General features: G+C 70.9%; 2 protein-coding genes (both cut by a window edge). Both read left to right on the top strand.

The window, feature by feature from the left end:
• Nucleotides 1-6,969: the 3' portion of a non-ribosomal peptide synthase/polyketide synthase gene (locus RJ05_RS22070; protein WP_444547122.1), read on the top strand. The gene continues 11,043 nt to the left of window position 1, outside the view; 6,969 of the gene's 18,012 nt are visible here — the last part of the coding sequence; its start codon lies off the left edge, out of view; the stop codon is at nt 6,967-6,969.
• A protein-coding gene (locus RJ05_RS22065) for a non-ribosomal peptide synthetase (protein WP_036540198.1) crosses the window boundary here: on the top strand, nt 6,969-16,332 show its 5' portion. 15,974 nt of this gene lie beyond the right edge of the window; 9,364 of the gene's 25,338 nt are visible here — the first part of the coding sequence; it begins with the start codon at nt 6,969-6,971; its stop codon lies beyond the right edge, outside the window. The genes RJ05_RS22070 and RJ05_RS22065 overlap by 1 nt, the downstream gene beginning before the upstream one ends.

Below are 16,332 nucleotides of genomic sequence, written 5' to 3'. Positions count from 1 at the left end.
TGGTCGGTCACCGGCGACGATCGCGCCACCCACGGCACCCTCGCCGACCGGTTCGCTCGTGCCGCCGCCCTCGATCCGAACGCGGTTGCGGTGCGCGCGGACCATCGCACGCTGACCTACGCCGAGCTCGACGAGTGGTCCAACCGGCTGGCGCGGCGGCTGATCGCGGCCGGGGTGGGGCCGGAAACGCTGGTGGCGGTGGCGCTGCCGCGGTCGGCGCAGCTGGTGGTGGCGCTGCTGGCGGTGGTCAAGGCCGGCGGCGGGTATCTGCCGATCGACCCGGCGTATCCGGCGGACCGGATCGAATACGTCCTCGACGATGCCCGTCCCGTGTGCGCGATCAGCAGCGCGGCGACCGAACTCGCGCGCGGCTGGTTCGGCGGACCCGTCATCGACGTCGATCTCACCGATCCCGCCGATCCGGACAATGCCGGTCAGCGGGTCTGCGCGCCGATAATCGACGCCGACCGGCGCGCGCCGCTCGACCCGGCCGCCACGGCGTACGTCATCTACACCTCCGGCTCCACCGGACGGCCCAAGGGCGTCGTCGTCCCGCACCGCAATGTGCTGCGCCTGCTCGACAACACCCAGCGCCACTTCGAATTCGGGCCCTCGGACGTGTGGACGCTGTTCCACTCCTACGCCTTCGACTTCTCGGTGTGGGAGCTGTGGGGTGCGCTGCTGCACGGCGGCACGCTCGTCGTGGTCGACTACTACACCTCGCGCTCGCCGCAGCAGTTCCGTGAGTTGCTGGCCGCCGAGGGCGTGACAGTGCTGAACCAGACCCCGTCGGCGTTCTATCAGCTCGCTGCCGCCGACCTGGCCGAACCCGCCCGCGACGACCTCGCGCTGCGCTACGTGATCTTCGGCGGTGAAGCCCTGGAACCGCAGCGGCTGAGTGGCTGGTTCGCCCGCTACCACCGCACCCCGCGGCTGGTGAACATGTACGGCATCACCGAGACCACGGTGCACGTGTCCTACCGGCCGATCGAGGCGGGCACGGGGTCGGCCAGCGTCATCGGCGGGGCGCTGCCCGGGCTGGTGGTGCGGGTGCTCGATGATCGACTACGCCCGGTCCCGGTGGGTGTGCCCGGCGAAATCTACGTCTCCGGCGGTCAATTGGCCCGCGGCTACCTCGGCCGCCCCGCCCTCACCGCCGCCCGCTTCGTCGCCGACCCCTACGCCGACGACGGCTCCCTGGCCTACCGCTCCGGCGACCTGGCCCGCTGGACCCCCGACGGCGAGCTGGAATACCTCGGCCGCGCCGACCAGCAGGTGAACCTGCGCGGGTTCCGGATCGAGCTGGGTGAGATCGAAGCGGCGCTGCTGGACGAGGCGGCGGCGCTGGGTGATGTGGCGTCGGCGGTCCGGGAGGCGGCAGTCGTGGTGCGCAGTGACCTGGCCGATGAGCCGCGAATCGTCGCGTACCTGGTCGCTCCGGGTGCCGTCGATCTGACCGCACTGCGGCAGGGCCTGGCTCGCCGGCTGCCGGAGCATATGGTGCCCGCGGCGATCGTGCGGGTCGAGCGGATTCCGTTGACGGTCAACGGAAAGCTGGATCGGGCCGCGCTGCCGGCACCGGTGTTCGAGGGCACGGTGTATCGCAAGCCGTCCACCCCTGCCGAGGAGATCGTGGCCGGGGTGTTCGCCGAGGTGCTCGGGCTGGGCAACGGTGGCGGGCATCGGGTCGGTGCCGATGACGACTTCTTCGATCTGGGTGGCAGCTCGCTGCTGGCGGCGAAGGCGGCGGCGCGGATCGGGGCGGCGTTCGGCCGGACGGTCGGGGTGCGGGCGCTGTTCGAGCATCCGCGGGTGGCCGAGCTGGCCGTGGTGGCCGGGGCCGATGCGAGCGAGCCGAGCCGTCCGCCGCTGATCGCCGGTGCGCGTCCGGCGCGACTACCGCTCTCGCCCGCGCAGCAGCGCATGTGGTTCCTCAACCGCTTCGACCGCGCCTCGACGGCCTACAACATTCCGCTGGCGCTGCGACTGACCGGTGCGCTCGATCTCGCCGCGCTGCGGTCCGCCGTCGCTGATGTGATCGGCAGGCACGAATCGCTGCGCACCCGCTACCCGGAGGTCGATGGCACTGCCGAGCAGCTGATCATCCCTGCCGCCCAAGCGATCCCGGTGCTCGAGCCGGAGCCGGTCACCGAGGCCGAGCTGCCGGCGCGGATCCGGGAGCTGGCCGAGACCACCTTCGACATCACCGCCGAGATCCCGGTGCGGATGCGGCTGCTGCGGCTGTCGGACACCGCGGTCGTCTTCGCGGCGGTGCTGCATCACATCGCGGCCGACGGTTCCTCCATCGCGCCGTTCGTGCGCGACCTGATGACGGCGTACACCGCGCGGCTCGAGGAGTGCGCGCCGTGCTGGAATCCGCCCGCGGTGCAGTACGCCGACTACGCGCTGTGGCAGCACCGGCTGCTCGGCGCCGAGGACGATCCCGCATCGCTCGCGGCCCGGCAGCTCACCTTCTGGCGCGACAACCTGGCCGGGCTACCCGATCAGCTGGCCCTGCCCACCGACCGTCCGCGCCCGGCCAAGCAGAGCCTGCGCGGCGCGAAGATCGCCCGCACCGTCGACGCCGAGCTGCACGCCGCGCTCACCGCGCTCGGCCGCCGCAACGGCGCGACCCTGTTCATGGTGGTGCACGCCGCCTTCGCCGCACTACTGGCCCGGCTGTCCGGGACCGGCGATATCGCGGTCGGCACCCCGGTCGCCGGGCGCGGTGCCGCCGAACTCGACGACGTCATCGGCATGTTCGTCAACACCCTGGTATTGCGCACCGCGGTAGACGGCGCCGAACCGTTCGACGCCCTGCTCACCCGCGCCCGCGAAACCGATCTGGCCGCGCTCTCGCACGCGGACGTCCCGTTCGAGCGGCTGGTCGAGGTGCTGAATCCGCGCCGCTCCACCGCGCGGCAACCGCTGTTCCAGGTCGGCTATTCGTTCCAGAACCACGAACGCGGCGAACTCCGCCTGCCCGGGGTCGATATCGAGGCGATCGAGTTCGACAGTGGTACAGCGCAATTCGATCTGCACCTGTTCGCGGTCGACCAGTACACCACCGACGGTGCCGCAGCGGGTATCGAGCTGACCCTCGGCTACGCCACCGACCTGTTCGAATCCGGCACCGCCGAACGCATCCTCGACCAGCTCCACCGCGTCCTGACGACGGTCGCGGCCCACCCGGATCTGCCCGTCGGCGAGATCGATCTCCTCGACGACGCGGACCACGCGCGTCTGGCCCGCTGGAACGAGACCGCCTATCCGGTGCCCGCCGTGACGCTGGCCGAGCTCTCGGTCTTCGCGGCCACTGATACCGATCGGACCGCCCTCATCGACGCGGTCGGCGGCGCGCGGCTGTCCTACGGCGAGGTCGATGCGCGGGTGAACCGCCTGGCCCGCACCCTCATCGCCCAGGGCGTCGGCCCCGAGACCACGGTCGTGCTGGCCATGCGCCGCTCGGTGGAGTTGGTGCTGGCGATGTACGCGGTGGTGCGCGCGGGCGGTGCGTATGTGCCGATCGACCCCGATCATCCGGTCGACCGCATCCGCCATATCGTCGCGACCGCCGCGCCGGTGTGCGTGCTGACCACGGCCGCCGACGGTGTGCCGATCACCACCGATGTGCCGGTGCTGGAGATCGACCGGCTCGCCCTCCACGCCGCCGCCGGGCCCATCCGCGACGGCGAGCGCATTCGTCCGCTGCGGCCCGAACATCCGGCGTACGTCATCTTCACGTCCGGCTCGACCGGCCTGCCGAAGGGCGTCACCGTCCCGCACGCCGCCGTAGTGAATCAGTTGATCTGGCTGCGCCGGTATTTCGGTCTCGGTCGCGACAACCGTGCCCTGCTCAAAACCCCCGCCACCTTCGACCTGTCGGTGTGGGAACTGTGGTCGCCGTTGACGACCGGCGGCACGCTCGTCATCACCGCGCCGGGCAGCGAACGCGATCCGGACCGGTTGCGCGAGCTCATCGCCGAACACGACGTCACGGTGCTGCACGCGGTGCCGTCCCTGATCGGGATGCTGGTGGCGGGTGGTCAGCCACTGCCTGCGTCGCTGCGCCACGTGCTCGCGATCGGTGAGGCGCTGCCCGCGGCCACGGTTGCCGAGTTCGCGGTGTGCGCGGTGCCGGGGCCGGCCGAGGTGGAGGCGCGCCTGTACAACCTCTACGGGCCGACCGAGGCGGCGGTGTCGATCACCGCGTACCCGGTGGACGAGCCGTCGCAGACGGTGCCGATCGGGCGTCCGGTGTGGAACAGCGGCGTGCACGTTCTCGACACGCGGTTGCGGCCGGTGCCGATCGGGGTGGCCGGTGAGCTGTACCTGTCCGGCGCGCAACTCGCGCGCGGCTACCACGGCCGTCCCGGGCTGACCGCGGACCGGTTCGTCGCCGATCCGCACGGCTCCGGCACGCGGATGTACCGGACCGGCGATATCGTGCGCAGGCTGGCCGATGGGAATCTCGAATATGTCGAGCGCGCGGATTTCCAGGTGCAGGTCGGTGGGTTCCGGATCGAGCTGGGCGAGATCGAGGCGGCGCTGCGGCGTGATCCGCAGGTGCGGGCGGCGGTTGCCGTGGCGCGACGCGCTGAACATTCCGGCGACCGGCTGATCGCGTATGTGGCTGTGCCACAGGCTGATTCTGAGGCGGCGGATCGTTTGCGGTCGGCCTTGGCCGCCGAGTTGCCTGCGTACATGGTGCCGTCGGCGATCATGGTGCTCGATGCGCTGCCGCTGAACGTCAACGGCAAGGTCGACCGGGCGCGGCTGCCCGAACCGGTGTTCACCGAGGCCGCATTCCGGGAGCCGGCGGGCGAGCTGGAACGGCTCGTCGCGCGCACGTTCGCCGAGATCATCGGCGCGACCGCCGTCGGCGCGGACGATGACTTCTTCGCCCTCGGCGGCAATTCGCTCATGGCGACCCGGCTCACCGCACGGCTCGGCGCCGCACTCGGCAGGCAGGTGCCGGTCGCGGCCGTGTTCGAGGCGCCGACAGTGGCGGGGCTGGCCGCCGCGCTGGAGTCGTCGAACGGGCCCGCGCGCCCGCCGCTGGCACCTCGCACCGCGACCGGTCCGGCTCGGCTGTCGCCCGCGCAGCAACGCATGTGGGTGGTCAGCCGGCTGAACCCGGACTCCTCCGCATACCACGTGCCCGCCGCGCTGCGGCTCACCGGCGCACTGGATCTCAGCGCGCTCACCGCCGCGATCAGCGATGTGCTCGACCGGCACGAGGCGCTGCGCACGCGCTACCCGGATAGTGCGGCCGGGCCGATCCAGGATGTGCTCGACGCCGACGCGGTCGCCGTCGATCTGACCCCGCGGCCGGTGCGCGAGCACGCTCTCGCCGCCACCATCGCCGAATTCGTCGCCGCCGGTTTCGATATCACCGCCGCGCCACCGGTGCGCGCCGCGCTGTTCCGGCTCGCACCGGATGACCACGTCCTGGTGGTGGTGCTGCACCACATCAGCGCCGACGGCTACTCCATCGCGCCGATGACCCGCGATCTGGTCACCGCGTACCTGGCGCGTACCGCCGGACACGGCCCGGAATGGGAGCCGCTGGAGATCCAGTACAGCGACTTCAGCGAATGGCAGCATGAGCTGCTCGGCGCGAGCGACGACCCGGAGAGCCTGGCCGCGCGCCAGCTCGCCTACTGGACCGGCGAACTGCGCGACGCACCCGAATTGCTCGCCCTGCCCACCGATCGGCCTCGGCCCGCCCGGCGCGATATGCGCGGCGCCACCGTCGATTTCGCTCTCGATGCCGAACGATTGGCCGTGCTCGACACGGTCGCGCGCGCCCACGGCACCACGGTGTTCTCGGTGATCCACAGTGCCCTCGTGGTGTTGCTGGCCAAGCTGTCCGGCAGCACCGACGTCGTCATCGGCGCCCCGGTGGCCGGACGGGGTGAACGCGCCCTCGATGACCTGATCGGCATGTTCGTCAACACCGTCGCACTGCGCACCCAGCTCGACCCGCGCACCACCGTCGCCGGCTTGCTGCGCGACACCGGCCGCCGCGACCTGCGGGCATTGGCCCACGCCGACGTCCCGTTCGATCAGGTCGTCGACGCCCTCGGCCGCACCCGCTCCAGCAGCTACACCCCGCTGTTCCAGGTGATGTTCACCTACCAGAACATGCCGCCCAGCGTCGTCACGCTGCCCGGATTGGAGGTGCGTGCACTGGATCTCGGCCTGTCCGAAGCCAAGTTCGACCTGCACCTGACCGGCATCGAACGCCCCGCCCGGGCCGGCCTGAACTTCCAGCTCGGCTACGCCACCGACATCTTCGACGCCGAGACCGTGCGGCGCATCGCCGAGCGATTGCTCCTGGTCCTCGATGCCATCGCCGCCGACCCGGGCGTGAGCGTGCGGGCGATCGATATCCGCACGGAAGCCGAGCGTGCGGGAGGATCCGCGACAGCTCGGTCGTCCGCACCCAGCGTGCCGGCCGCCGGAGTACGTCCGGGATCGCCGGCCTCCGCTTCACCCGTGAGCCCACCGGCAGACCTCCCCGCATTGATTGCCGCCGCTGCCGCCCTCGAGCCGGACCGCGCCGCCTTCACCCACGGCGACCACACCGTCACCTTCGGCCAACTCGCCACGAAGATCACCACCGCCGCCAAAGCCATGGGCGCCGCCGCGAAACCGGAGACGCTGATCAACGTCGCCCTCGCCGGATCGGTCCCCGGTGTCCTGGCCGCCCTCGGCGCCGCTGGCCTAGCGACCGCCATTGGCAATTTGCGCGCGGCCGCCGAAGCCATCATTGCCGCTGCCTCGGGCCCGGCCGCCGCTGCTTCGGGCCTCGCCGCCGATGTCGGTGCCTGCGCCGCAGCGGTTGTTGACGCCGGCGCCGATGCTCCCGCCACCGCGTTGTCCGCCGCGCCGCCGGGTGCTGCACCCGCCGCGAGCAGCACGGCCCCCACCACCTCAGATGTCGATTCGGAAGGAAACTGCTGATGACTCACGCGGATTCGATCGCGGCCGGTTCGGTCGGCATGGACGGTGCTGCGGGTGAGCTGGTCGCGTTGCGGCGGGCCTACGGTATCGACGATCTGCCCGGACTCGTGCGTACGGTGGCCGAGATCGAACCCGAACGGACGGCCATCGCGCATGATGAGGTCGCGGTCGGCTATGGGGAGTTGGCGGCCGAGCTGACGGCGCTGGACGAGGCCATGGGCGGGGCCCTCGGCGCCGGGGAACTGCTGCCGATCGTGGTGTCGGGCCGGTTTCCCGCGCTGCTGGAATCCGGTGACGGGGTGCTGGCCGAGCTGCTCGAACGGCTGCTCACCGATGCCGTGCTCGCCGCCGCGCCCGCGCTGACGCCGCTCGCGCCCGCCGAGACCCTCATCAGCCTGTTCGAGGAGCAGGTGCGCCGCACCCCGGACGCCGTCGCGCTGGAGTTCGAGGGCACCACGCTCACCTACTCCGAGTTCAGCGCTCGCGTCGATGTCCTCGCGCGCCGCCTGCGTGCGCTCGGCGTCGGCCCGGATGTGCTGGTCGGGCTCGCGCTGTGCCGGTCGCTGGAACTGCTGGTCGGCATGTACGCGACGTTGAAGGCGGGCGGTGGATACGTCCCGATCGACCCGGATCATCCCGCCGACCGCATCGCCTACGTCCTCGATGTGGCGCGCCCGGCGGTCGTGCTGACCACCTCGGGCGATCGGCCGGCATTCGATCCCTCGGTGCGGATGCTGGGCATCGACGAGGTGGCGGCGGCCTCGGTGACGACGTCCGAAACCGTCTGGCCCACCGTGTCTCCCGACAACACCGCCTACGTCATCTTCACCTCCGGCTCCACCGGCCGCCCCAAGGGTGTGGCGGTGTCGCATCGCTCGATCGTGGCGAATCTGCGCTGGCGGCAGCGGCTGTATCGGCTCGGCGCCGATGATGTGGTGTTGCAGAAGACGCCGTTCACCTTCGATGTGTCGGTGTGGGAGTTCTTCTGGCCGCTGCAGGTCGGTGCGCGGCTGGTGATCGCGCGGCCGGAGGGGCATCGCGATCCCGCGTACCTGGCGCGGGCTATCGGTGAGTCCGGCGTGACCGTCACGCATTTCGTGCCGTCGATGCTTGCCGTGTTCGTGGCCGAGCCGAGCGCGGCGCAATCCATTGACAGCTTGCGGCTGGTCTTCGCCTCCGGTGAGGCCCTGCCGGCGGCGACCGCTGCCGCGTTCCGCGATATCAGTGGCGCCACCCTGCACAACCTGTACGGGCCGACCGAGGCGGCGGTCGACGTCACCGCCCATGAGGTGACCGCCGCCGACCGCGACAGCGTGCCGATCGGCACCGCCGCCGACGACACCGACCTGCTGGTCCTCGACGACAACCTGCGCCCCGTCCCGACCGGTGTGGTCGGCGAGCTGTATCTGGCCGGCGTGCAGCTGGCCCGCGGCTATCTCGCCCGCCCCGGCCTGACCGCCGACCGTTTCGTCGCCAACCCCGAAGGCGCACCGGGCGACCGCATGTACCGCACCGGCGACCTGGTGCGCTGGGCCCCCGGCACCGACGGCGGCCCCGACGAACTGGAATACCTGGGCCGCATCGACTTCCAGGTGAAACTGCGCGGGCTCCGGATCGAGCTGGGCGAGATCGAATCGGCCCTGCTCGACCAGGAGGAAGTCGCCCAAGCGGCTGCCGTCGTGCATCAATCGGCTGCCGGGGACCAACTCGTCGCCTACGTCGTCGCCGCACGCCGCCGGGCTGCTGGTAGCGCTGAATCGGATCCCGCGATTCGGCTCGATCCCTCCGCGCTACTCGACGCACTCCGCAAGCGACTACCCGACTACATGGTCCCGGCCAAGCTCATCGTCCTCGACGAGATGCCGCTGAACCCGAGCGGCAAACTGGATCGCCGTGCCCTGCCGGTACCCGACTTCGATTCGGCAGCAACCGAATACCGCGACCCGGCGACCGAATCAGAACGCACCGTCGCCGCCATCTTCGCCGACCTGCTCGGCCACGACCGCATCGGCGCCGACGACAATTTCTTCGCACGCGGCGGCAACTCCCTCATCGCCACCCGCGCCCTCGCCCGCATCGGTGCTGCCCTCGGCATCACCGTCGATGTGCGCGATTTCTTCGACAACCCGACCCCGGCCGGTCTCGCGACGCTCGCATCCGGCGATGCCCACGCGACCGAGGCCGCGTCCGTTGAGCAGTCCGCCGCGCCGCGGCACGCCCTGGTCGCGGGCCCGCGCCCGGACCGCATCCCCTTGTCCCCTGCTCAGCGCCGCATGTGGTTCCTCAACCAATTCGCCGTCGAATCCGGCGGCACCACTGCGGCGGTCGACAATATCCCGGTGGCGCTGCGGCTGCGCGGTGAACTCGACCTCGCGGCCTTGTCGGCGGCGATCACCGATCTGCTGGGCCGCCATGAGGTCTTGCGGACGCTGTACCCGCGTCACGAGAACGGCCCGGTCCAGAAGGTGCGCCCGGTCGCGGCCGTCGACCTGGCCCCGGACCCGGCCACCGATATCCCCACGGCGGTGCGGGAGATCGCGGGCATCGGATTCGATGTGGCCGAGCAGGTCCCGGTGCGTATCCGCCTGCTACGTGCGGCCGCCGACGATCACACCCTGGTGCTGGTGGTGCACCATATCGCCGCCGACGGCGTCTCCATGGGCCCGCTGCTGCGCGATCTGATCACCGCCTACGCGGCCCGCCGCGACGGTCACGCGCCGCGCTGGGAACCCCTCGCGGTGCAGTATGCCGACTACGCGCTGTGGCAGCAGCACGTGCTCGGCGACGAAGCAGACGCCCAATCCATGGCCGCCCGCGAGCTCGAATTCTGGACCGCCGAACTCGCCGACCTGCCCGCGCAGCTGGATCTTCCGTCCGATCGCCCCCGCCCGGAGCAGGCCACCTATCGCGGCGCCGTGCATGAGTTCGGCATCGATGGCGAGCTGCGCGCCGCCGTCGAACGCCTGGCCGCCGAGACCGGTTCGACCCCGTTCATGGTGCTGCACGCCGCACTCGCCGCATTGCTCGCGCGGCTGTCCGGCACCACCAACATCGCCATCGGCACACCGGTCGCCGGCCGTGGCGCCGCCGAACTCGACGATCTGGTCGGCATGTTCGTCAACACCCTGGTCCTGCGCACCGACGTGCCCGCAGCCGCGAGCTTCATCGATCTCATCGCCCACGCCCGCGACCGTGACCTGCGCGCCTTCGCCCACAGCGACGCCCCGTTCGAGCGTCTGGTCGAGGTGCTGAACCCGGCTCGCTCCCAGGCGCGGCACCCGCTGTTCCAGGTCGCCCTGTTCATGCAGAACCTCGCCCCGCTGGCCCTGGAACTGCCCGGTCTCACCGCCGAGACGGTGGACTTCGGCGCCGAGTTCGCGAAGTTCGACCTGCAGCTCACCGTCTCCGATGCGGCCGACGGCTACCGCGCCGAATTCACCTACGCCACCGACCTGTTCGACGCGCCGACGGTGCGCGAGTTCGCCGCGAAGTTCCTGCGCCTGCTCGGTGCGGCCGTCGCCGAGCCGGCCACCGCGATCGGTGATATCGAACTGCTCGACGCCGGCGAACTCGACTACGTCACTGCCAGTTGGAACGCCAGCGGACGCAAGGTGCCCGACCGGTTCCTGCATGAGGGTTTCGACGGCCAGGTGCGGCGCAGCCCGAACGCTGTCGCCCTGGTGGCCGAGGACCCGATTCCGGTTCGGCTGACCTACGCCGAGCTGTCCGAGCGGGTCAATCGGCTGGCCCGGTTCCTGATCGGCACCGGGGTTGGCCCGGAATCGCTGGTGGTGCTGGCGATGCCGCGATCGGTGGAGCTGGTGGTCGCGATGTACGCGGTGGCGCGGGCGGGTGGCGCGTATGTGCCGGTGGATCCGTCGCACCCGGTCGAGCGCATCGGCCATATTCTCGAGACGGCGCGGCCGCACTGTGTGTTGAGCACGCGCGCAGCGGGATTCGCCGCGGCCACCGAAGCGCCGGTGCACCTGCTGGACGCCCTGGACCTGTCGCAGGTTCCCACCTCCGCGATCAGCGATGCCGAGCGCCGCAGCCCGCTGCACCCCGACCACCCGGCCTACGTCATCTTCACCTCCGGCTCGACCGGCAAACCCAAGGGTGTCGCCGTCACCCATCGGGCCATCGCCAACCAGCTGGCCTGGATGGCGCACGAGTACCGGCCCCGCACCGGCGATGTGTATCTGCAGAAGACCGCGACCACCTTCGACGTGTCGCTGTGGGGCTATTTCCTGCCGCTGCGCACCGGCGCGACGCTGCTGCTCGCCGCACCCGACGGGCACCGCGACCCGCGCTACATCGCCGAAACCATCGAGCGCCACGGCGTCACGCTGACCGACTTCGTGCCGTCCATGCTGACGGTGTTCGCCGCCCACGCTCGGCGCGCCGAGCTGTCCTCGCTGCGTGAGGTCTTCGTCATCGGTGAAGCGCTGCCGCCGGAGACGGTGGCGGCCTTCCACGCCGTGTGCGACGCCGGCTTGCACAACCTCTACGGCCCGACCGAGGCCGCCGTCTCGATCACCTACCGCGAGGTCACCGAGGCCGACGCTCCGCTGGTGCCGATCGGCGAGCCGGAGTGGAATTCGCAGGTATACGTGCTGGATTCGCGGCTGCGTCCGGTGCCGATCGGGGTGCCGGGTGAGCTGTATCTGGCCGGGGCGCAGCTGGCGCGCGGCTACCACGGGCGCGTCGACCTGACCGCCGACCGGTTCGTGGCCAACCCGTTCGAGCTCGACGGCGGGCGCATGTACCGCACCGGCGACCTGGTGCGCTGGACCCCCGACGGCGAGCTGGTGTACCTGGGCCGCGCCGATTTCCAGGTGAAGTTCCGTGGGCAGCGGATCGAGCTGGCCGAGATCGAGAGCGCGCTGCTGGCCGACCCGGGGGTGAGCCAGGCGGCGGCCCGGTTGATCAGCGGTGCGGACGGGGATTTCCTGGCGGGGTACGTCATCCGGGCAGTGGGTGCCGACCTGGATGTGGCTGCGCTGAAAGACTCGCTGTCCCAGCGGCTTCCCGCGTACATGGTCCCCACCGCCGTCATCGAGCTGGACGAGTTCCCGCTCAACACCAGCGGGAAACTGGATCGCAAGGCGCTGCCGGTGCCGGTGTTGCAAACTGTTCAGTTCCGCGCGCCCGTCGACGCCGATCAGCGCCTGGTGGCGGAGGTGTTCGCCGAGGTCCTGCACGTGCAGCGGGTCGGTGTGGACGATGATTTCTTCGCCCTCGGCGGCAGTTCGCTCGACGCCACCCAGGTCACCGCTCGTACCGGTGCGGCCGCCGGTGTGCGCGTGCCCGTGCGCGCGCTGTTCGACGCGCCGACCGTCGCGGGTTTCGCGGCCGCCGTCGCGGAACTGCGCGCCGAAGCCACGCCGCGACCGGCGTTGTCCCGCCGCGAGCGTCCCGAGCGGATCCCGCTCGCCCCGGCCCAGCAGCGGCTGTGGTTCCTCAACCGGTGGGAGAACGAGGAGTCGGCGTCTACGGGCGTCTACAACCTGCCCGTGGTGTTGCGGTTGACCGGAACACTTGATCCGCGCGCCTTGGAACAGGCCGTGCTCGACGTGCTGACCAGGCACGAATCGCTGCGCACGCTCTACCCGGAGTCCGAGGCCGGGCCCTACCAGTCGATCCTGTCCGCCGACGAGATCAGTCTGCATGTGCGTCCGGTCCAGGTGAGCCCGGGCGATATCGACGCCACGGTGGCCGCCATCGCGCGCGGCGGATTCGACGTGACCACCGAGCTGCCGGCGCGGGTTGCGCTGCTGGACGTCGACGGCACCGATGAGCATCTGCTGGTGTTCGTGGTGCACCACATCGCCGCCGACGCCCTGTCGCTGACACCCCTGGTGACCGACCTGATCGGTGCCTACCGGGCTCGCAGCGCCGGCACCGCACCCGAACTGCCCGAACTCGCGGTGCAGTACGCCGACTACAGCCTGTGGCAGCGCGAACTGCTCGGCGACGCCGACCGTCCCGGCGATCCGGCCCATCAGCAGATCCGGTTCTGGCACGCGGTGCTCGACGGGCTGCCCGCCGACCTGGCCCTGCCGACCGACCGGCCGCGTCCGGCGCAGCCGTCGCAATGTGGGGGAGTTGTCGAATTCGCGGTCACCCCTGGGGTTTCCGAGGGGCTGCGGGCGCTGGCACGGCGGGGGAGTGTGTCGCTGTTCATGGTGGTGCATGCCGCGTTCGCGGCGACGCTGGCGCGGTTGAGCGCGAGCAGCGATATCGTCGTCGGCACGCCCGTCGGCGGGCGCGGCGAACGGGAGCTGGACGCGCTCATCGGCATGTTCGTCAATACCGTGGTGCTGCGTAGCGAGGTGCGGCCCGAGGTCACCTTCACCGAACTGCTGGATGCGGTGCGCGCCGCCGATCTCGCGGCCTTTACCAATGCCGAGCTGCCGTTCGAGCAGCTGGTCGAGACCATGGATGTCGACCGGACCAGCGGTGCGCATCCGCTGTTCCAGGTGATGCTGAGCTTCGGCGAGCAGCGCGGCGCGGCGGCGATCGAGCTGCCCGGGATGCGGGTGCAGCCGGTGGATATCGCCGATGAGACCGTCAAGTTCGATCTGCATCTGGTGGTCACCGACGCCGACGCCACCGCGCTGAGCGGCAGCCTGCGCTACGCCACCGATCTGTTCGACCCCGCCACCATCGAATCGCTGACCACGCGATTCCTGCGGGTACTCACCGCGATTGCCGCCGATCCGGAGGTTCGGGTGGGCGACATCGAATTACTCGACGAGGCCGAACGCGCGCGGGTACTCGCTGGCTGGAATGAGACGGACCACCCGCTGCCCGCCGAGACGCTCGCGGACCTGTTCGCCGAACAGGCCGCGCGCACCCCGCAGGCGCCCGCGATCACCTTCGACGGGACTCCCGCCGGCCGGACAACGGATCAGCCCGTCTCGGTCTCTGGCGAAACGCTGTCCTACGGTGAGTTCGCGGCGCGGGTCAATCGGCTCGCCCGCTATCTGATCGAGCGGGGCGTCGGTCCGGAGACCCTGGTAGCGCTGGGGATGCGTCGCTCCATCGACCTCGTCGTCGGCATGTACGCGGTGACGGTGGCCGGTGGTGGTTATGTGCCGCTGGACCCGGATCATCCGGCCGAGCGCACCGCCCACATCCTCGAGACCGCCGCGCCGCTGTTCGTCCTCACCTCGGGCACGGACCTCGATGTCGTGGCCGAGCAGATCCGCATCGATGAACTCGAGCTCGCGGGGTACTCGCCCGCACCGGTGACCGACGCCGACCGACGGGCCCCGCTGCGGCCCTCGAACACCGCCTACGTGCTGTTCACCTCCGGCTCCACCGGCCGCCCCAAGGGGGTGGCGATGAGTCACGGCGCCATCGTCAACCGGCTGCGCTGGATGCAGTCGGCCTACGTGGCCATCGACTCCACCGACGCGCTGCTCCAGAAGACCCCCGCCACCTTCGACGTGTCGGTGCCGGAGTTCTTCTGGCCCTTGCAGGTCGGCGCGCGCATGGTGCTCGCCAAGCCGGACGGCCATCGCGACCCGGTCTACCTGGCCGATCTGATGCGCCGTGAATCCATCACCGTCGCGCATTTCGTGCCGTCGATGCTGGCCGCGTTCGTCGCCGAGGAGCAGGACGTCCCCACCCTGCGCCACATCTTCTGCTCCGGCGAAACCCTGCCCGCCGCCATCGCCCACCGCGCCCGCGCGGTGACCGGCGCCCGCGTGCACAACATGTACGGCCCCACCGAGACGGCCGTGGAGATCACCGCCCACGAGGTGACCGACGCCGACGACACCGTGCTGCCCATCGGCGGCCCGGTGTGGAACAGCCAGGCCTACGTCCTCGACACCGGCCTGCGCCCCGTCCCCGCCGGTGTTCCCGGCGAGCTGTACCTGGCCGGCGCCCAGCTCGCCAACGGCTACCTCGCCCGCCCCGACCTGACCGCCGACCGCTTCCTCGCCAACCCCTTCGGCGCCCCCGGCACCCGCATGTACCGCACCGGCGACCTGATGACCTGGACCGCCGACGGCGAACTGAACTTCCTCGGCCGCACCGACTTCCAGGTGAAGGTGCGCGGCCTGCGCATCGAACTGGGCGAAGTGGAAGCAGCGTTGCTGGCCCTGCCGTCGGTCGCCCAGGCAGTGGTCCTGGTGCGCGACGACCACGGGACCGGCCCGCAGCTCGTGGCGTATCTGGTGCCCGACCCTGCCACCGCGTCGACCGGCGCGGCGCTCGATGGCTCGGTGGCGTCCGGACCCGCGCGCACCAACCTTCTCGATGCCGACTCCCTCCGCACCGAACTCTCCCGCACGCTCCCCGCGTACATGATCCCGAGCGGCTTCGTCGTGCTCGACACGCTGCCCGTGAATGCCTCCGGCAAGCTGGACCGCAAGGCGCTGCCTGCCCCGGCTGTGGCGCCCGTGGAGTTCGTCGCGCCGACAGGACCTGCGGAAACCCTTGTGGCCGAGGTCTTCACCGCGTTGCTCGGCGTGCAGCACGTCGGCGCGGGTGACGACTTCTTCGGGCTCGGCGGCAATTCGCTCATCGCCACCCAGCTCGCCTCGCGCCTCAGCAAGGCGGCGGGCACGCGGGTTCCGGTGCGCGCGGTGTTCGATGCGCCGACGGTGCGTGAGCTGGCGCGCCTGATCGAGGCGGACACCGCGGACGCTTCGCCCACCCGCCCGCCGCTGACGGCTCAGGACCGCGCCGCCCCCATCCCGCTGTCGATCGCCCAGCAGCGCATGTGGTTCCTCAACCGCTTCGACACCGACAGCGCCGGCTACAACATCCCCTTCGCGCTGCGGCTCACCGGCCCGCTCGATGTGGCGGCCCTGAGCGCCGCCATCGACGACGTCATCGCTCGCCACGAAACCCTGCGTACCGTCTACCCGGAACACGACGGCACCGCATCGCAACTCGTGCTCCCCGCCGCCGACCCGCTGGCCCTCGAGCCGCGCCCGGTCACGGCCGCCGAGCTGCCGCAGCTTGTGGCAGCCGCCGCCCAGACCGGTTTCGACGTGACCAGCGAGGTGCCGCTCCGCATCGAGCTGCTGCGGGTGACCGAGCAGGCACCCGACCACACCGACACCCACGTCCTGCTGTTCGTCATCCACCACATCGGCGCCGACGGCTGGTCCTTCGCCCCGCTCACCCGCGATCTGGCCCTCGCCTACCTCGCGCGTTCCGCAGGCACCGCACCGGAATTCACCCCGCTCCCACTCCAGTACGCCGATTTCGCACTCTGGCAGCGCAAGGCCCTCGGCAGCCCGGATGACCCGAATTCCGCCCTGTCCCAGCAGCTCACGTACTGGACCGACCGCCTCGCCGGCCTCCCCGATGTGATCACTCTCCCGTCGGACCGCCCGCGCCCCG

The organism is Nocardia cyriacigeorgica NBRC 100375 (assembly GCF_000308555.1).
Classification (GTDB): Bacteria; Actinomycetota; Actinomycetes; order Mycobacteriales; family Mycobacteriaceae; genus Nocardia; species Nocardia cyriacigeorgica.
This window is presented reverse-complemented; position numbering and strand designations above follow the sequence as displayed.